The sequence below is a fragment of the Nostoc sp. JL34 genome, from assembly GCF_017114945.1.
In the GTDB taxonomy this organism is placed as follows: Bacteria; Cyanobacteriota; Cyanobacteriia; order Cyanobacteriales; family Nostocaceae; genus Nostoc.
Window position 1 is genome coordinate 1 of sequence record NZ_JABXKQ010000071.1, and the last position, 18,776, is coordinate 18,776.

The 18,776-nt window shown below is 42.1% G+C and carries 17 protein-coding genes and 4 pseudogenes; 7 read left to right on the forward strand and 14 right to left on the reverse strand.

Going from position 1 to position 18,776, the window contains the following annotated elements; translation table 11 throughout:
- Both HWQ44_RS14615 and HWQ44_RS14620 read right to left on the reverse strand, forming a co-directional pair.
- A pseudogene (locus tag HWQ44_RS14615) lies at positions 1 to 307 on the reverse strand (hypothetical protein); the annotation flags it as partial.
- A 101-nt stretch (positions 308 to 408) separates the two neighbouring features.
- Positions 409 to 1,110: a hypothetical protein gene (locus HWQ44_RS14620; protein ID WP_292719690.1), complete on the reverse strand. Its 702-nt coding sequence runs from the start codon at positions 1,108 to 1,110 to the stop codon at positions 409 to 411.
- 303 nt (positions 1,111 to 1,413) lie between these two features.
- Here HWQ44_RS14620 and HWQ44_RS14625 point away from each other — a divergent pair, with 303 nt between their 5' ends.
- Positions 1,414 to 2,547 (forward strand): heavy metal-binding domain-containing protein, encoded by a 1,134-nt coding sequence (locus tag HWQ44_RS14625; RefSeq protein ID WP_292719691.1) that lies wholly within the window; start codon positions 1,414 to 1,416, stop codon positions 2,545 to 2,547.
- Positions 2,548 to 2,664: 117 nt separating this feature from the next.
- On the opposite strand, the gene HWQ44_RS14630 is transcribed toward HWQ44_RS14625, so the two are convergent.
- Entirely contained in the window at positions 2,665 to 3,543 is an 879-nt protein-coding gene (locus tag HWQ44_RS14630) for an NmrA/HSCARG family protein (RefSeq protein ID WP_292719693.1), read from the reverse strand.
- Between the two features lie 130 nt (positions 3,544 to 3,673).
- Between HWQ44_RS14630 and HWQ44_RS14635 the strand changes: the two genes are divergently transcribed.
- Positions 3,674 to 4,591, forward strand: a complete 918-nt coding sequence (locus tag HWQ44_RS14635) for a LysR family transcriptional regulator (RefSeq protein ID WP_292719695.1) — start codon at positions 3,674 to 3,676, stop codon at positions 4,589 to 4,591.
- Positions 4,592 to 4,860: 269 nt separating this feature from the next.
- Here HWQ44_RS14635 and msrA read toward each other — a convergent pair whose 3' ends face one another.
- The 3 genes and pseudogenes from msrA to HWQ44_RS14650 all read right to left on the reverse strand — a co-directional run bounded on the left by msrA (position 4,861) and on the right by HWQ44_RS14650 (position 6,653).
- The gene (msrA, locus tag HWQ44_RS14640; protein ID WP_292719697.1) at positions 4,861 to 5,538 is read right to left on the reverse strand and encodes a peptide-methionine (S)-S-oxide reductase MsrA; all 678 of its coding nucleotides are present in this window, start codon (positions 5,536 to 5,538) and stop codon (positions 4,861 to 4,863) included.
- A gap of 82 nt (positions 5,539 to 5,620) precedes the next feature.
- Positions 5,621 to 5,862: pseudogene (locus HWQ44_RS14645) on the reverse strand (hypothetical protein); the annotation flags it as partial.
- Positions 5,863 to 6,068: 206 nt separating this feature from the next.
- On the reverse strand, positions 6,069 to 6,653 hold the full coding sequence (locus tag HWQ44_RS14650) for a TetR/AcrR family transcriptional regulator (RefSeq protein ID WP_292719699.1): 585 nt from the start codon (positions 6,651 to 6,653) through the stop codon (positions 6,069 to 6,071).
- A gap of 140 nt (positions 6,654 to 6,793) precedes the next feature.
- Here HWQ44_RS14650 and HWQ44_RS14655 point away from each other — a divergent pair, with 140 nt between their 5' ends.
- Complete coding sequence (locus HWQ44_RS14655; RefSeq protein WP_292719701.1) at positions 6,794 to 7,276, forward strand: GNAT family N-acetyltransferase; 483 nt, start codon at positions 6,794 to 6,796, stop codon at positions 7,274 to 7,276.
- A gap of 133 nt (positions 7,277 to 7,409) precedes the next feature.
- Here HWQ44_RS14655 and HWQ44_RS14660 read toward each other — a convergent pair whose 3' ends face one another.
- Complete coding sequence (locus HWQ44_RS14660; RefSeq protein ID WP_292719703.1) at positions 7,410 to 8,030, reverse strand: HAD family hydrolase; 621 nt, start codon at positions 8,028 to 8,030, stop codon at positions 7,410 to 7,412.
- Positions 8,031 to 8,076: 46 nt separating this feature from the next.
- On the opposite strand from HWQ44_RS14660, the gene HWQ44_RS14665 reads away from it, so the two are divergent.
- Positions 8,077 to 8,307: a hypothetical protein gene (locus HWQ44_RS14665; RefSeq protein ID WP_292719705.1), complete on the forward strand. Its 231-nt coding sequence runs from the start codon at positions 8,077 to 8,079 to the stop codon at positions 8,305 to 8,307.
- A 62-nt stretch (positions 8,308 to 8,369) separates the two neighbouring features.
- Here the strand turns inward: HWQ44_RS14665 and HWQ44_RS14670 are convergent, their stop codons facing one another.
- Positions 8,370 to 9,608 (reverse strand): AIPR family protein, encoded by a 1,239-nt coding sequence (locus HWQ44_RS14670; RefSeq protein WP_292719707.1) that lies wholly within the window; start codon positions 9,606 to 9,608, stop codon positions 8,370 to 8,372.
- A gap of 412 nt (positions 9,609 to 10,020) precedes the next feature.
- Here HWQ44_RS14670 and HWQ44_RS14675 point away from each other — a divergent pair, with 412 nt between their 5' ends.
- A complete protein-coding gene (locus HWQ44_RS14675; protein ID WP_292719709.1) occupies positions 10,021 to 11,166 on the forward strand; it encodes a SpoIID/LytB domain-containing protein in 1,146 nt (381 codons plus the stop codon).
- 7 nt (positions 11,167 to 11,173) lie between these two features.
- Here HWQ44_RS14675 and HWQ44_RS14680 read toward each other — a convergent pair whose 3' ends face one another.
- Positions 11,174 to 12,208 (reverse strand): serine hydrolase, encoded by a 1,035-nt coding sequence (locus HWQ44_RS14680; protein ID WP_292719711.1) that lies wholly within the window; start codon positions 12,206 to 12,208, stop codon positions 11,174 to 11,176.
- A gap of 647 nt (positions 12,209 to 12,855) precedes the next feature.
- Here HWQ44_RS14680 and HWQ44_RS14685 point away from each other — a divergent pair.
- Positions 12,856 to 13,688, forward strand: a pseudogene (locus HWQ44_RS14685) (polysaccharide deacetylase family protein).
- A gap of 57 nt (positions 13,689 to 13,745) precedes the next feature.
- Here the strand turns inward: HWQ44_RS14685 and HWQ44_RS14690 are convergent.
- The 5 genes and pseudogenes from HWQ44_RS14690 to HWQ44_RS14710 all read right to left on the reverse strand — a co-directional run bounded on the left by HWQ44_RS14690 (position 13,746) and on the right by HWQ44_RS14710 (position 18,195).
- Positions 13,746 to 14,755, reverse strand: a pseudogene (locus HWQ44_RS14690) (IS630 family transposase).
- Between the two features lie 378 nt (positions 14,756 to 15,133).
- Complete coding sequence (locus tag HWQ44_RS14695; RefSeq protein ID WP_292719713.1) at positions 15,134 to 16,849, reverse strand: SulP family inorganic anion transporter; 1,716 nt, start codon at positions 16,847 to 16,849, stop codon at positions 15,134 to 15,136.
- 28 nt (positions 16,850 to 16,877) lie between these two features.
- Complete coding sequence (locus HWQ44_RS14700) at positions 16,878 to 17,216, reverse strand: DUF2252 family protein (RefSeq protein WP_292719715.1); 339 nt, start codon at positions 17,214 to 17,216, stop codon at positions 16,878 to 16,880.
- Entirely contained in the window at positions 17,170 to 17,457 is a 288-nt protein-coding gene (locus HWQ44_RS14705; RefSeq protein WP_292719716.1) for a DUF2252 family protein, read from the reverse strand. Before HWQ44_RS14705 ends, HWQ44_RS14700 begins: the two co-directional genes overlap by 47 nt.
- Before the next feature lie 486 nt (positions 17,458 to 17,943).
- Positions 17,944 to 18,195 carry a hypothetical protein gene (locus HWQ44_RS14710; protein ID WP_292719718.1) on the reverse strand — a complete coding sequence of 84 codons (252 nt, stop codon included), beginning with the start codon at positions 18,193 to 18,195 and terminating at the stop codon, positions 17,944 to 17,946.
- Between the two features lie 84 nt (positions 18,196 to 18,279).
- On the opposite strand from HWQ44_RS14710, the gene HWQ44_RS14715 reads away from it, so the two are divergent.
- Positions 18,280 to 18,732 (forward strand): hypothetical protein, encoded by a 453-nt coding sequence (locus HWQ44_RS14715; protein WP_292719720.1) that lies wholly within the window; start codon positions 18,280 to 18,282, stop codon positions 18,730 to 18,732.
- The last annotated feature ends 44 nt before the right edge of the window (positions 18,733 to 18,776 follow it).

Here is an 18,776-nt window from a genome sequence, read left to right on the forward strand (position 1 = left end):
GTAAAATCTGGGTGATAGTAAATAAACCAATAAAACTACGATGCCAGCTATTCAGTAGATTGCGATCGCTCTGTGACAAATCTGCATGACTGGCGATAAATAACTCTATAAGTGAACCATCGCCAATTTTACCTTCTGTAATAAACCTGTCAATGATTACTTGTTGTTGGGTGCTACCGCGATTACCGCTAGGCATCTGTGCCGCTGCATAAATGTCGAGTGCTTGTGCTAGTTCGCCATCAGCATCTAGGACAAAATCAACCAAGGCTTGTTTAAGTGTGTGCGATCTTTCTACTATGGCATCCACAAGCGAATCTTTCTACTCAACAATTGTATGTAGCCTATAGCGTTTTTGAGGATTATCACATCTAGCAATAGCTAGATTTCTTTAGCCATAGCGGAATGGCACTAAGAAAAGAGAAAATTGTTGAGGCTAGCAGGGGTTTGTGACTTAGATGCTACACAAGGTACAGTATAACTCCGCTCTAGTCCCTGCATCATCTGTCGCCAGTGCTGACCTCCATCATCACTGCGATAAAAACCGTTCCCAGTCGTTGCATATAACCGCAAACCATCACCAACAGGGACAACTGTATGCACATCCCAATACAATCCCTCGTTTAGGCTATCCCAAGTCTCACCCTGGTTCTGACTTAAATAGATTCCTCCCTCTTCAACTCCGATATAAACACCATCTCTATTCGGAGCTGGCGCGATGGAGCGAACATGAGGAATATGCGGTGGCGGCGGGAAAGTCCATTGCTCATAACCTGGTATTTGCCGGATCGATTCGTACCCTTTCCAATTTTTTCCTCCATCATCACTTTGATAAAGCACTGCTGGTGACACTCCTAAATAAAGTCGCCCCGTCAGATGAGGATCAATCGCAAATGACCAAACTTCCTCTTTCACTGGTTTTGGGTGAACAATCTCCCAAGAAGCGTTTTCTGTTTGACACCAGAGTGCATCCTCTCTTGTCAACGCATAAACCTTCAGACCGTTTGTTGCCAGAAATTTCACTCTTCGCGGTGCTGATTCAACTTCAACAACTGTGTTATCACTTTTTAATTGGAAAATACCATTTTCTGTACCAATCAAAATTTGAGACATAAACTTTTTCTTTTGAAGATACTTTACTACTTTCAGCTTAGAACTTTTATTAGTGAAATACATCTACCACACCGATAGCTAACGCGAACGTCTTGCATTCTGACTCTAGCAGGACTAAATTCTTCTTCAACAGTTTTTGTTTTTCAGTCTCAAGAAGTCCGTTGCGGTACAGCAATGCAACCCGAATGGGTAATAGCTGATGCCCAAGCCCCAGCTTATCCCTTGATAATCAGTTATAAATGACTAACTCCCCATTTTGAACGGGGTTATTATACACTCATCTAAATTACTGGAGTCAAAGGCATGGTTGCAATCAGCGGACTCTCTGGCAATGAAATCTTTTGTCTTCGACAACAGGGTATGTATCCGGGAGATTTAGTCATTGGAAACAGTGTCTTTTCACTGGGATTAATTGGGGGAATTTCATCAGGACTCAAAACCATTGTTGGCGGAGAAGTCTCTGAAGTCACTAGCATCATTCATGAAGGAAGGCAAAAAGCTTATGCCCGAATGTTGGCTGAAGCAGAAAAGCATGGCGGAATTGGCATCACAGGTGTTAACAATGATTTAGTGCAACAAGTCGGCAACGTCGAATTTCTCTCCATTGGCTCCTGTGTTCACAAAGGTGACGAAAAATCTGAAAAATTAGAATTTTCTACCTCTGCCGACGGACAGGAACTCTACTGCCAAATTGATGCGGGATTTGTACCGAAAAAGTTTGTCTTTGGCAATGTTGCCTACTCCATTGGAGTCGGCGGTGGAATACTTGGCTCCCTCAAAAGTTTAAAACGTGGAGAAATTAAAGAATTTTCCTCTATATTCAACCAAACCCGTCACTTAGCCTTAAAGCGAATTCAGTCTGAAGCCTTAAATATAGGTGCTAATGCTGTGCTTGGAATTCAGACATCAATTATTCCCTTTGCCGGGATGCAAGAGATGGTAATGATTGGTACTGCATCAAACCATCCTGCTCTTACAATAGCATTTAGTCAAAGTCCTATTACCAGCGATTTAACTAATCAGGAAATGTGGAATCTGATCAACCTGGGTTATATGCCTTTAAAATTGGTTTTGGGTGTTTCCGTATATTCTCTTGGTTTTGTTGGAGGAATCACATCCGCATTCAAGTCCTTTGTGCGTGGTGAAATTAATGAATTAACTACATTAATTTACGAAGCACGCGAACAAGCCATTGCCAACATCGCCACTGATGCTCGTAATAGTGGCGCTGACCTCGTTGTTGGGATTAAAACTTATGTTTATCAGTTAGGTAGTGGGATTATCGAGTTTATGGCCATCGGCACTGCTGTCAAAAAGCTGCCAGGAATTAACACTCACTCCACTACTTTAATACCACAAGCAATTATTTCAGATCGAGACACCTTTGTAAACACTGCTGAAGGTACTCTCATGACCAAATTAAATCAACCCTCATAAACATCCATTTTGCTAGAAAAAATAAAACTCGTCCCAGTTTTTATTCAGTACGAGTTTTATTCCAAATCACCTTCCAAATCAAGAGCGTCAAATTGTTTAGTTTAATGTTTACGCGCTTTAATCTGGTTTTGTCCAGTCGTGGTCGCGCAGATAGGATTCAAAGTCGCTTGAGGAAGGAAAGTCACGTTTCAACTGTGCTAAATCCGCTCCGTAGCCGACATTCTCAAACCAGCGATACATAATGGTCACTTCCTCCCCAGCTTGCTGCTCAAACGCTTCAAACGGAATTTGCTGGTATTCGACGGTTTTGCCCAACACGAGGCTGAACGCGGCAGCGATTTCTGGCATGGTCATCTCCACACTGGCGACTTCGATTTCGCGGTTCAAGAACTCGGCGGGGCGATCGAATACCTCAGCGACCATTGCTCCGTAATCTTCTTCAGAAAGTTGCTGCAATTTTGTTTCAGGACTGAGCGGTTGGGAGAGCGTGCCCTGCTCCACCATTGGACGCATTGAGGCGTAGTTGTAAAAGAAGAAAACTGGACGCATGATTGTGTAGGGCAAGCCCAACGAGCGAACGTACTCTTCGACTTGAAATTTACTGTCGAAATGGGGAATGCCCGTGTTGCGTTCGGCGCTGCCCACAGAACTGTAGACGAAATGCTCGACACCTGCCGATGAAGCTGCGTCTGCAACGCTTTTACCATCTCGGATCTCGGCTAATAATCCGCCTTCTTTGAGAAAAGTCTGCAATGAAAAAACACCATAAGCACCTTGCAGAGCGCGATCAAGCGACGCACGATCCCTGAAATCTCCGGCGACGAGTTCTGCCCCCGCTTGTTGGAGTGCATGGGCGGCGGACTTGTTTGGATCGCGCACAAAAGCACGTACCTTGAAGTTACCGCACTTTAAAAGATGACGCGCCACTGCGCCACCCTGATTGCCCGTGGCTCCGGTGACTAAAATAATTTTTTCTGCTGTTGTTTGCTGTATCATGTCTGTTTTTTTTATGCTGTTTGTGTATTTGAAATTTATCTTGTCTAAACAGTAGCTTGTGCAGAAAAAAAGAAAAAGTAGTTAAAATTCAAAACAGTTGTGCAAAAAATTCAAAGATGCGTTTCGGTTAATGGACAAGCTCAAAAGCCTGATGATTTTTATCCGCTCCGCTCAATCTGGCAGCTTTTCGGAGGCAGCACGACACTTAGGTATGGCTCCTTCAGCCGTGAGTCGAGCCGTATTGCGCTTGGAAGATGACTTGGGGGTGCGCTTGCTCCAGCGAACAACTCGCAGTTTGACCCTGACCGAAGATGGCAACCGATTTTATCAACGCTCTGAGCAAATTCTCAACGATTTGGAAGAAGCCGAACTCGGAGTCAAACAATCCCAATCAATGCCGCTCGGAACATTGCGGCTCGATCTGAGCTTTGTGTTTGGCAAAATACATATCGCTCCGGCTCTACTGCAATTTGTCACACAATATCCAAAGCTAAATCTGAATGTTTCTTTTAACGATCGCGTGATCGATCTGATTGAGGAAGGCATTGACGCGACAGTGCGGATTGGAATGAGCAGTGATAGCCGTTTAATCATGCACCATCTGGCAACTGCACGCTACATCACTTGTGCCTCACCGCAGTATCTCGCTCAGTATGGCACGCCCACAATACCCACAGAACTTTTGCGGCATCGCTGTGTCAACTTTATCTATCCACAGACTGGGCGAGAGCCTAAATGGAAGTTTGAACAAGATGGAAAAGCGATTGACCTTTGTGTTGAGAGTTATCTGCGATTCGATAATTCAGAAGTCATTTTAGAGGCAGTCATTCAAGGAGCCGGTGTAGTTCAATTTCCAAAATTTATCGCAGCCAAAGCGATCGCGCGTGGAGACCTCCAACCAATTCTTCAATCCTACGCGACCCAAGTTGGATTACCGATCTCTGTGTTGTACCCGCAAAAACGCTATCTCTGTGCTAAAGTTCGCGTCTTTGTTGAGTTTATGACAGAATTGATGGCTGCATTAAAGCGAGTTGATATTGTAGATTGAAAGCTATTTATTGAGAGACAGTAGGTGTTGCAGAAAATCTTCAGCAATTTGTCGAATCAATTCAAAATTACAAGACGCTCGTGGACTCGCTAACGCTGCGCTATCAGTGAGGGCAAGAAAAGAGCGAATTAATCAATTCAAAATTTTTGTTTCTTCTTAATGAGAGCATTTTGAATTTAATCGAAAGAAGCATGGACGAGCATCTTACAGGATAGGTTAATCTTTCAGTGGTTCAAGGGGATGTTAAGAGTCGAATGCTGTAAATCCCCTTACTTGCTATACATATCAGGGAACTTTGCTTGAAGTTTAGCCAGCTTCGGCAAGTCATTCACTACCACATAGTGATCGCTCGGATGATGCACTATATAATTCTGATGGTATGCCGCCGCCTGATAAAAACCTTTCAAAGGATCTAATTCCGTCACAATCGGCTTGTCGAAGACTCGCGATTTGTTGAGTTGAGCGATATATTCTTGTGCAGCTTGTTTCTGCTCATCGTTAGCAAAAAAGATCGCCGAACGATATTGCTTACCTGAGTCTGGGCCTTGTCGATTTAACTCTGTTGGGTCATGCGCTACCAAAAAGTAGACTTTTAGAAGCTGATTATATGATATTTTTGATGGATCGTAAGTGATTTTTACGGATTCAGCATGATTAGTTAATCCAGCACTGACAAGTGTGTAGTCTGCGGTTCTTGCATCGCCTCCAGAAAAGCCAGAAACGACATCAGAAACACCTAATAGATGCTCAAAAACTGCTGACATTCCCCAGTAGCAGCCACCAGCGAAAACCGCTACTTGCTTTCCCTGCGGTGCAACAGTCGAAATCTCAGTGGCGGGAGCAGAAAGCATCACACGAGATGCACTGTATAGGAGTACAAAAGTCAGCGAAATGATGGACAAGTTGCGTAATAACTGACGGGAGAGAGTAAAGTTATGAATTGACATGAGGTTGTGAACTCCTTTATTTAATAGACGAAGAACGGAGTTTATTCAGCTATAGAGCGATGTCTACGACTGCCTACGCCTACGCAAAACAAAGTCGCTGATTATCAAAAATACCAAAAATTCCATCTTCACCCCAACGGTAGGCGCGAGAACGAGCCCGATCGTGGGTGAAATAATCCCAGGCTGTGCTGTACTGTTAGGGCTGTAGTCTTAACGTACTGTTCCCCACTGGCGATCGCTTAAATAAATCCCCCATCTGCGCCAATGGGATATCTGATTTTGGGCTTCTGCTAATCTGATTTCTTCTTGGGTTGGAGTTGTCATCATCTCACCCTCGGCATATCTGCACTTTAGTTTAATTTATTTGCTATATGGAATATCACGTTTTTATCAAAGATGGGGCTGATATTTTGATTAAAATTTGCTAGGTGAATTGATAAATAAAAATTTAGGATAAACTCAGGAAAAATTAATATTAATTTTTATTATCAAAATCAATGATCGTTTCGATATTATCTGTTCGTTGGTGTTCAAGATGATGCAAGTATTGCATTGATATGTCGCCGCACGAGATATTTTTGTTGATCTGCGGAGAATTGCTCAGGACAAATGACAACACTAGTGCCAATACCATCCACTAGGGCGATGAGTGCATTGGCTTCGAGGGTTAAATCAAGATCGGCTCGAATTACCAAGGCTTTTTGTAAGTCAGCTAACTCTTGACAAATAATCTCCCGTAAAAAGTCATAGCGTTTTCGGTGTTCTTGAACAAGGCGATCGCGCCCGATAGAATAGCCCAAAAATGCCACCCAAACCTTCCAATCAGCTTTGTCAATGTCCTTCAGAGGCAGAGCCACAAAAATCATCTGTGCTAGTCTGTCAATTCCTTGCCGTCCCTGGGCACAGGTTTTCATGTCCTCTAAGACGTTTTCAAACACTTGTTCTAGGGCAAATAGGGTGAGTTCTTCTTTATCTCGAAAGTAATGGGTAACAACCCCGGTCGAAGAGCCAAGCTCTTGCGCGATCGCCCGCATACTAGCACGATCCAATCCTTCACGGACAATCACCCGCCATGCTGCTTTAGCGACTTCAATACGGCGATCGTCATAACTCATAGCTCTCCTCGGTTTACAGCAACATGAAACAAGCATCTTGACATCTTATCACAACAGTTGTTATGTTTTAAAGCGACATAACAACTGTTGTGATATTTTCTCCAGAGGCTAACCTGTTTTACACGCACACGGAGTTTGCGATGATTCGACCGACCATACCCGATGACACGACTGCGCTGATTGCTTTAGCCGACGCAACCGGACTGTTTGAACCAAACCAACTTGAGGAGCTTGGTGAAATACTGTCCGATTACTTCGGTGGTAGCAGCGGCAAAGGTAAACGCTTTTGGATTACCGACGATGACAATGGGGCGGTCGGGGTCGCTTACTGTGAGATGGAACCAATGACTGATCAGACGTGGAATCTACAGTTGATTGCTATCCAACCTGACAGACAAGGACAAGGACGTGGTGCGACCCTGCTACGCTACGTTGAGCAAACATTGATCAGACGCGGCGGGCGTATACTACTGGTGGAAACATCAGGTACGCCGGACTTCGAGCGCACGCGAACGTTCTACCGCAAGTGCGGTTATGAAGAAGAAGCACGGATACGTGACTTCTATCAAGCGGGTGCTGACAAAATCGTTTACTGCAAGGCGCTGTCCGTTCAGCACCAGTAAGCGCTTGCTTGATGTGACTGCTGTCATTGTTAGAGGAGAGCGATCGCACGTGGGCAATTTAACGACGTTTGATAGCACTAAATTTTTCTAAGTTTCCTGTTCCAGCAATTTCTATAACTTTATGCCAGAAATCTTAAAAATTAGATACTGAATGCTTACATATCACCTGTGCTGCTATTGAAAGATTAACCAAAATATAGTCAGCAATTCCTAAAGGAGACATTTGGTGCTGAGACTGATTGCCCTGAGCTATCAAAATCGTTTTACACCCTGCACTATGTCCAGCTTCTACATCACTGAGATTATCACCAATAAACCAAGAATTTGCTAAATCTATATTTTGTTCGTTAGCTGCACGTAGAATCAAGCCTGGTTTTGGTTTACGGCATTCGCAAGCAATTGCATACTCAGATATTACACCATTTGGATGATGGGGACAGTAGTAAAATCCATCTAGCGATAGATCCGCTTTTTCTAATATTTCATTCAATCGCGCTTCCACTCCCGCCAAGGCAGATTCTGGGAAATAATCCCGTGCTACTCCCGACTGGTTAGTAATCACAATTAATTTATATCCAGCTTTGCTAAGTATTTGTAATCCTTCAATAGCACCGATTTTCATTTCGATTAATTGCGGATCAACATTGTTTGGTACATTTTCAATTAAAGTGCCATCTTTATCTAGAAATATCGTCGGCATTTGAGATTGCGAATTTAATTTGTTAGTTCGATGCCAAATTTTCTGATTTTTCAAGAAGTATATTTCCCCATCTTAAATCTAATACCACTTGCAAAAGTTTTTGCGACCAAATAATTGGCTGTGGGAAAGTACATCTATACATTACAGTTTTCTAGCTGCCACTTGGACTCTCTACATCCCTGCGTATTATGGTTGGCAGTGTAACGATGCCTTGCCCTACTCTAAGAGCGATCGCCCACAGCAAAATATCCAGTACTTCACTAAAGTTTACGCCCGTAACCTGGGTGTTCACTTAGCACCTGTCAAGCTTTCAGAGCATAAGTCAGTTTAGGGAACTGGTGTCAGAGATAGAGTTGTCAGAGATACAGTTAATTTCCAGTAGTCGCGTTGAGTTCATCCCTTTTCCCTTTTCCCAAGATTGCTACTACCTTGTGTCACCTTGGATTTTGACTCTGCCTTACTGGAATTGACCATTTTTACCAAGTGCTGATTTAGATAACTTTGCGCCGAAATGTACAAACTTTCCCAAATCTCTTGATTGCGGCTGATTTTTGTCCCGACTGTATTTCCTGCTGTTTTCTCCGACACCAAATATTTGCGGAAGTAGTTATTCCACAAGTGTTGGAGGAAATCTTCAGCGAATTCGTTAAACGGCAGAATCCATTTATAGTCCTTGTCCAAAAATACCCGATAGGACGCAATTATCGGTAGTGCGAGGTCAGTTGGCGCACCAAACCCGAATGAATACTTGCTGTCAGGCAATAACGTAGTTTTACGTATATCTATTGATGCTAGGTCGTTAGCACCCTTTCTTCTGGGGTTGCTGATATATTCTTGAATTATTTCGTAGAGTCTTTGCTCTATCCACAGGGCATGAGTCAAGAGAGGCAGTAAAGCGGTTAACCTTTCCCTTTCTGCATCTGTGATGTTACTCGGAAGACTCATTCCTGCTGGGTGTTTGGTTCGTTTATTGCCGTCAGGGTTGTATTTATTTCTGTCGAGGCAGTAAAGGAGCTTCAGCAAATGGGTGACATTACACTGGGCATTTCTGGGAGCGCCGCTTTGATTCTGGTAATAGGCAATGCGGAATTTTCTATCTTCCTTCTGTTCTAACTGGGCTAAATACTGCTTGATGAATTTGTAATCACCCCTGGCGTTGACTTTGGAGCGAGAATCTACTGGCGTTGTAGTATTACTTGCTAGGGCTATATCTTTGGCTGATTCTTCAGTCAGTCCAATGTGGATCGTAACTTTTACTCTGGCTTCGGTTAGGTCATATTTGTAATTTTTCGCTTGCTCAAATGCTAAAACTGTATGCCCTCCGTTGATAATACCGTCGCTACCCCCTTCGTTTGCTTCTAAGACTTCTAGCTCCAGTTCAGTTTTGTTCTTGATAGGCTTAACTTTATTAGCTGACAGAACGATTCCGCTATGACGAGAGAAGAATTTTTCGGGTTCGGTTGTCAGTGAGTCGAAGACTTGTCTGTAGGTCGCGCTTTTACGGTTTGGTTCGCGGATGTTCGGTTCTAGCGGCAGGTCTATAGGGAACGAGTCTACATGGGCGGTGGCGATGATGCAATTGGGGTTGGCTTGAAAATAGTTATCTATCTTGATGTTCCAAGTCTTGGGCATAGTTTGTTTTTAGCCGAGCGTCAAATTTCATGTTAACCCTACTATTGAGCTACAGATACCGGATTTATCTGAAGGGAGGATTGAAGAAGAATTCAGGAGTCAGAATTAAGACGTTCGCAGACTCGCTCTAAGCGTACTCCTACGGAGAAGCGAGCTACGCGCAGCGTGTCGCAGACAAGCCATGTCCTTGGCGCAGCCTCTCTAAGAGTTGGCTTTACCCTGCGCTATCCGCTAACAGAACTCATTCTGTTAGCGGATAGCTAAGGTTTAGTCCATTCTGACTCCTGACTCCTGAATTCTGTTCGATAAAAAATATATGAGATTGCTCAAGAAGAGTACATCAAATATACGCAAACTACGGTATTAGGGATAACATTGGATAGAAATTGAAAACTCTTTTTAAATGCATTACATGAAATGCCAATTGTTATTAAAAGCTTTATTTACACAGATAAAAGTAGGTCATTGGTGGGTAAGTGCCTTATTGTGGATGAGTTTAGCTACCCCAAGTGGAGCATCTGTAATATTGCGAATAGCAATCGAGAGGGGTGTTAATCAGGTAACAGTTGGCAGTTCTACAACTGCGTTGGTTAAAGATAGTGCTGGCCATACTCTCGGACAATTACCAGCAATGAGTTCATTTTATGCCTCTTCAGTTCCAGGCGGTGTGGCTTTAGATAAATGGCAGTCTGGTTTATTTTGGATTGAGCCGACAGGTAAGGGATTCGTTTACATTGGCGAACACTGGTATCGAGGCAGAACTCTTGTTGTGCCAACAGATAAAGGACTAACCGCCGTTAACTGGGTTGATGACCAAGAGTATCTCTACAGTGTTGTTGGTGGCGAAATGGATACTGAGTGGCCTGCTGAAGCTTTGAAAGCACAAGCAGTTGCCGCCCGGACTTTTGCTTTCTATGAGCGAGAAAAACAGCGCAATAATCCTGTTTACGATTTAGGTGATAGTCCAGATCACTGGCAAAATTATAAAGGAGTAATCAATGAAACTCCTAGTACTTATGCCGCCGTCGATGCAACTGATAAACAGGTACTAACTTATAAAGACAGTATTATTCTCTCAGTTTTTCATGATTGTTCTGGAGGACATACTGAAAATGTTGAAGATGTTTGGGGAAGCCACGAGCCTTACCTGCGTGCTGTTGAAGATTACGATCAAAATGTTAGCGAGTGCAAATGGGTGAAAACTTTCTCCCAAAAAGAAATTAGCGCCAGGATTTCTGGTGTCGGCAATGTTTTAGATATGATTGCACAAACCTACTCACCTTTTGGTAGTGTTAAAGCTTTAAAAATCGTTGGTGATAAAGCAACCATTGTACTGCGTGGCGAAAAAGTACGTACTGCCCTCAAAATAAAAAGTACCCACTTTATCCTTACCAAAGCAGCAAATGGTAATTTTGTACTTCTTGGACTTGGCTTTGGTCATGCTTTAGGTATGAGTCAATGGGGGGCATACAATTTAGCTAAAAGAGGAGTAAACTATCTGCAAATTTTAGGGCATTATTATCAGGGTGTAGCTTTAAGTACAATTAACCCTAAATAAAATTAAATTAATATTTCTGGGATAATTTTGGTTGATCTAGATACTGATAAACTATCCGCGAAACTTGGCGTACAAATTCCCTTCCTCGCTCATCATCATGGGGTCTAATCACAAAAATCCCTGCCAAGTAATGCTTTCCATTTGGCAAACTAATAATTCCTGCATCCCCAACCAAAAATCCAATATCTCCAGTTTTATGAGCAATAGTTCCACCTTTACCCACACCAGCTGCCAGCAACTTATTATTATGACAATGACGCAATACATCTAAAACTTGGAACTGACTACCCTCTGAAATCAACTTATGTTGGTCAACTAAAGCTGACAACCTGACTAAATCTGCTGGACTAGTGGTGTTAGTACCTTTAAAGTCTCCTAACATATTGCGAATTACTGTGTTTTTTAGTCCCCAAGTGTGGAAACGCTGATTGAGTTTTGCTTTTCCGCCTAGACGGTCAATAATCATGTTACTAGCAGTATTATCACTGATCGTAATCATTTTGTTAACAGTCTCCATTACACTCAGTTTGATTCCTGCTCGTTTATACTGTAAGTCACCCGAACCACTCGCTACTAACTCACGCCGCATCACTAGCTTTTCATCAAGTTTGATTTTACCCGCATCTATTTGTTCAAATAAAGCAATTAAAATTGGATATTTAATAGTACTAGCTGCCGGAAATACTTTTTCGCCATCAATATTCAAATAATTTCCTGTTTCTACATCTAAGAAAAACATTCCCGGTTTGAGAAAACTGTAATGAGCCATTAATGCTCTAACTTGAGACTTTAATTCTGGCATTTCTTTGCCTAATGGGATGGGGATGATTCCACCAAATAAAGGAGGATCGTCTATATTCGTGAAAATTTCTGGTTGCTTGAGTTGAGGAATCAAATTTCTCTGTATACTGATTCTGCTTGAATAGTTAGCCAATAAATAATTCCAATCCCTTGCTGACACTAAAAGACTCCGATTATCATCAGATATTTGAGATTTGATATCAGACGCTAAACTGGGTGATGTTATTAATACAGCACTCATAATAGTTAGGACAAAATTGCGTAATCTCATAGAGTTATTTTCAGGATAAACTTATTTATTCAGCGGTTTTTTGGATTGATGCAGAACATCTATAACCTACTTGCTAAAACATAGTAAGATTAGTTTGAAATGTCAGTCTTATATAAATACTCTACTGGTAGTCAAATAGAATGACTATATTTTAGATTTGCTAGATTAGTTATTGACAGCTAATCTGAATTGATGATTCCAAGATTATTACATACTTAGTTGATAGAAATATTACAAGGTGATGACGAAAGTGTGTTTATTTAGATAATTGTATTGAAACCTAAGCAAATCCATTCTATAAACTACAGGTTTTCTAAATATAAATATGATCCATCTAACACGAATAGTGGATTGACTAAGGCAGAGTGTTTATCAGGGTCTTTAACAGAATAAATCTTAACCTACTAAATTGGACAATAAGCAATCGCACTCTTGGCAATACATAAATAGATAGCTATACTTTCTCTGAAGACAAGCAGATAAAAATTCTAACTTCCGATCAGCACGATGACTGATTATTTGACTATTTAAGGTATTTTTACGTGATCAATAATAAGCAGAGTCTTTGGACTCCAGGGAAATTAGTTGGGCTGCTTATCTTATGTGGTGGTTTTAGTCTGAGTTTAATCATCTTCAGCAAAATAAATTTTTTCAGTTTGAATCAAAGCAGACTCTAAATGTAAATAATGTAGCGGCAAATGTCGTCACTCAACAACGAGTTGAGGAATTCAAGACAGCAATGCTTAAAAGCTGGCAGGAGGAAGCACAAGTAAAGGGTTTTTCTGACTCTATTCCTTCAATTTTTCAAGGTGCCATAATTGAGTCGGCAAAACTCTCTCCCGAACAGAAAGTTATTGCTCTCACCTTTGATGATGGCCCCTGGCCTGAAAGTACAGCACAAGTGTTAGATATCCTGAAAAAAAATCAGATCAAAGGGACATTTTTTGTGGTTGGAGAGAATGTCAAAAATTTTCCCAACTTACTCAAGCAGGAGATTGCTGAAGGTCATGTCATTGGCAACCACACTTGGCATCATTGGTATCAATTCTTGAATCCACAAGCCGCTGCTTATGAAATTGACCACACCGAAGATGTTATTTTTAAAACTACAGGCTTAAAAACAAATTTATTTCGACCACCCGGAGGAGTGATGCATAATGGCGTAGTTGACTACGCTAGAAATAGTAAATACGCTATTATTTTGTGGTCATCTGACTCTGTAGACTATTCCCGTCCTGCTGTTTCCAGATTAATCAGCAATGTATTCAGAGAGGCAAAACCTGGTGGAATTGTGTTGATGCATGATGGTGGTGGTAATCGTTCTAGGACTGTACAGGCTTTACCAGAAATTATTGCCAATTTTCGCAATCAGGGCTATCGCTTTGTCACCATCCCTGAACTCTTACAAATTCAAGATCAAAACCAAAAATTCATCGCCAATAAAAAATAAACTAACCCTGCTTCTTTATTCAAATTGTATATAGCAATCCTAAATCATTTGTGAAAATCAATCATACATAAATATTTTTGGAAAATTAAATATTTCATGGTGAACAGCGAGTTCAAATAAACGCTTGACAATAGTAAAAGATTTACATAGATGATAAAATTATCTAATAAACTTTTTAGCAGACAACCAAATATCTTCCACTGGGTTTTGTGTCGAATCATTAGGAGCGAAGCGAATACAAGTAACTTTCCATTCGTTCTCGTTTAGCCCCTGATTTACAGATTTTAAATAATCTTGAAATTCAACTGAACGGTGATAACTAGCTCCATCCCAAATCAAACTAATGCGGCTTTTAGGATATTGAGTAAGCAGGTATTCTACGAATGCAATTGCCGATTTAGAATCACCTTTTTTTAACGGCTTAATTAAAAATTCTTGTGTGTAATAATTCAGTGCGCCAAAGTATGTCTGTCTTTGTCTTTCGTTAAGAACTGGAACTTCAATTCTTTCTTGAGTATTACCCCAAATATAACCACAGATGTCTCCCCACAACAAATGACACTCATCCTCAAAAAATACAACCATTTCTCCAGACACAATCTCGCTTTGATGTGCATTGAGCCATGCTGTAATTTCTAGTTTTTTTTTGCTACTAACTCCTCGTCTTTGCGTGGGTTCTTTTTTTGTGTTTTTTTCCAACTTATAGATGCTTCTTTAAATAGGTCATAATAGCTTTGATTTGACTCAAATGCTATATTGAAACTCTCTTCTATGTACTCTTTTAGTTCATTTAAATTCCAGTAATCTTTTTGTTTAAGCCATTCAATCACTGTTTGTTTTTGTTTGCTATCAAGATAACCCCTCGAACCTTGATATTTAAGTTTTAACCCTGCAACCCCCTGTTCCACAAAAATATATTTCCACTTATTGACAAAGCCTAAAGATACGTGCAAAATTTCTGTAATCTGAGAATGAGTGTAACTTTCCATCACCATTTGTACAGCCAGCGCTCGTTTCAATTCTCTTTTATCTGGGTTCCCTTGGATAAAATCTATCAATTCTTTCATATAGGGAGTTGTGTATTTTCTATATTAATTAGATCTAGCTTATCGTTATGTGTAATTTTTCACAACTCATTTAGGATTGCTATAATTACTTTTTATCTTGGTAGTAATTAAAGCAAAATTAGAGCTTTAATCAAGTTATTATATAGCCGAGCCAGCCTAGTTAGTTTTTCTCGAATCGGTTTCGTGGAGGTACAGTTAGTCCATCATAAAACTGCCTTTGGAGATTGCTTAGTTCTATCCATACGACTTCAAAAATTAAGCTCTTTCTCAAGCATTTTTGATGTTTTTTTATCTTGATTACCAACTATTAGCTTAATTTTACCTAGTAGTCTGGCCATTAGTCGCTCATAAGCGACTGCACAGTGACTTGTAATTCCTTTAAGTTGATTGTTCGTTGCCAACTTCGTGGAAAGCTGCCAACGCCTCTTCTAAGTGGTTAAAAAACCGATTAGCTCCGATTAAATCTGTCAGCCCGTCCCGCTCGAACTGGACTTTTACCTCCGGCGACAGACCGGACACGACAAAAGTTACATTCTGAAGGGATAATTCCTTGACGACATCCCGAATCGTTTGCGATGCAGAGTAGTCGATTTCAGTAATTGCTCTGGACTCCAGAATAAACCACTGCACGGGTGATTCTGCATTTTTCACGAGATTTTGCACCTCCTCTGAAAAGAAGCTGGCGTTAGCATAAAACAAGTCTCTACTAAACCGATAAACGATCAGACCAGATGCTGATACACTGCCCATACGCACAGGAATCGCCTGCCATAATCTCTGAGCATCGGGAATAATTATGGCTGAATGCGGTCGGTAACTATGACGCACATGCAAAATCAGCGACAAAATAATTGCTAAAACAATACCCTCTTTAACACCGATAAAAACAACCGTAGCAGTAGTAACGAGCGCAAGATAAAACTCGTCACGATGGGTCGAAAATATTGCCTGCATCCCCTGAATGTCAATCAATTTTAGTCCAATCAAAAATACAATTGCTGCTAAAACCGCATTCGGCAAATAGCTAATTGGTTGAGTCAAGAAGAGGATGACTATTAACACCACTGCTACTGTAGTCAGTTGAGCTACTTGGCTTTGTCCTCCTGCTGTGTCAACAATTTCAGTTTTGGTCGGGCTACCATTGACCACAAAGGTTCCACTCACCCCCGCCGCCAGATTCGCCAGAGCTAGACCCTCAAGGTCAATATTTTCTTTAAAATCCTCGTTGTATCGGAAGGCGTAAGCGCGTGAGGTCGCTGCACTTTGGGCAACAATGACGATACAGCACGATAGGGCAATGCCAAATAATTGTGGAATTTCACTCAGAGCAACAGTGGGCAATACAAAGGATGGCAGTCCGCTGGGGATAGATCCAACTACCATAACACCATGACTGGCAAAGTTAAACAGCCAACTGGCAAGAATTGCTACTATTACAGCCAGCAATGCACCTGGAAATTTTGGAAGCAATCTGTCGCATACTTTAATGGTAATCAAGACTGCTACAGAGATCGCGATCGCTAATGGGTTAGCATGGGGCAGACCTTGAAAGGTATTAATGATTTGCTGGATTGGATTATTCCCCCCAACCTTAAGATCCAACAATCCACTTAATTGACCGATCGCTACTTGAATTCCTACCCCAGTTAAGAAACCTACCAGCACGGTACGCGACAGAAAATCCGCCAAAAAACCCAGTCTAAACAGGCGTGCTAACAGCAAAAGTCCAGCTACTAAGATGGCTACTAATTCTGAATCCGCTAAATATTGGGAACTCCCCAACACTGCCAAGCCTGATAGTCCAGCCGCCAGGATTGCAGCTGTTGCAGAGTCGGCTGCGACCACTAAATGGCGAGAAGATCCAAAGAGCGCAAACGCCAAGGCTGGAAGAATAAGTGTATAAAGACCTGTGGCAATGGGCGTTCCGGCAATCTTTGTATATCCCATGACTTCAGGAATGCCCAGTGCTGCTAGCACAATACCCGCAACGATATCATTCCCAATTGTGGCTCCGGTCATTGGTAAAATTCCCTGAAACAGGCGAAATCGCTTTTTAGTTCGATGCTGGGCTGTATTTGCGTTCAATTTCTTCATTATTACGGATTCAAATCCTTGTCCAAAATTATTCCTCGATTGCCTTGATCTGCCCTGCCGCAACTGCATCAGCTAATGCTTTGTAATCCCGCTCGGTCTGATCGGCGTAAGCTACTGCAAAATTAGCGATCGCCCGATCAAATCTGTCACTTTGACCGAGATAACCACTAATAGCAAATCGATTCCCCGAACGAGCATGACTGTGCGCCAGCGCCCAACCACATAAATGGGAGTAGCCCCTCAAATCCGTCTCCGACATTCCTTCAATCTCGACGGAAGTTTTCATATCTCTGAGTTGCCGCAGGTAGAAGTCATGACCACTATCGCCTTTTGTCCAGCCCAGGAAGATATCGCTGGCTTCTTGCATCAAATGCTGCCCCCCTCAGAAATGCAAAAGGAGATGCCAGCATTCGTCCATACCGAATCGGTACTAATTCCAGCAATCTTCCTTGGTTGGATTCCTCCAGCAGCGCAACACAGTCAGGACGATTGGGGGCAGGTTTCCACTCTTCATGGCTAGATCGCGGCACTCGATCCCGTAGGGCTTTTCCCATCGTGCTACCTTCAGCACGAGAGAGCCACTGTGAAGATAAGTTCTGATTTTGCATTTAGGGTTGACCCATCAGTGAGAGGTTAAAGCTATTTAGCTCTTGTCAATAAGTAATAGTAATTGATTAATAATATGCAGAAAATCAGGTTAGTCAACAGATTTTTCGGGTTAGCGATCTAGAACTAACAGTGTATCTCTAGCGTGCTACTAATCGCTTGCTTATGGCTTTTGCATCAGACAGGGTTTGTGTCTCCCATCCCTGCAACAGCCAATTCACAAAAGATTCACGACTGGCCACTTGATGCAATTGCCGTAACCTTACACATAGCTGCTGCTTCAGTCACTTTTGTGCGATGGCGTAACCGCTTTTTCTGTTGGCCATCGCTCAAAACCTTGAGACAACAACTCACAGGGCAAACGCATCTAAAGTATAAGAATCCTTTAATAGCAAGGGTTTCTGCGTTTTTTAATTTAGCCGATTTTTCCGTCAAGATCCTTATCCAGCAAGGGTTTCAGAAATCCCGTGCGTTCGCCCTGCAACAACTCACCCTTCAATATCTTTGCCACTCTTGTAGTTCATCGCTCTGGGTTTCCTCTTGCCTATAGGGACTACTTTCAATTGCTTGGGAGGTTGTGGCGGACGGCATTTCTCGCAATATAGAGGTCGGACACCAAAGGTTTCTCGTTGTGTGGGTTGCTCACACTGCTTACATACGAAGTTGAAAACGCGAGTATGAATTTCCCGCTTGTGCGCTCTGACGGTGTACTCTCTGACATCGATTGTTTTGCTGGACATTGCCTATTGCAATTAGTGACTTTTTGGATCTTAGCTTTTGCTAAGAAGATTTCAATGGTCTAGGTAAACATAATCACCCGTTTTGTGAATGGGAATTTTCATGGCTACGCCAAAGCCAGAGTGAGAGTTGCAACGACCAAACACACGCTTCAAACCCAGCTGCAACGCCTCACCACATTGAAAAATCACAAACATTTGGAGTTAATCATGGATATCCAAGCTACTCTCACCCTGATGAGCCAAGCAGTTGTTATCAGCTTTGTTGCGCTGATGGTTTTCGATTTCATAGATGGTTTGTGGGTTGTACCCTTGCCGCCAATCGGATGGGAGCCATCGGTTATTGAACAGCCCACAGTTTCCGCAACTTCCCCACAACCTACTCCAAGGGCGATCGCATTTGAGAAAATTTCCGACCCCTGGACTCTAGAACCACAATCCCCTCACCATTGTGTTCTCATGCCAAGTTATAATCCCTTTCCCCAGACTCCGACTACTCCCACCTACCAAAGTACAACCGATCAAACCCAAGCGGACTAAAGCAAAATCGTCCACGTCTAAGAAATCCGCCTCAACTAGTACTA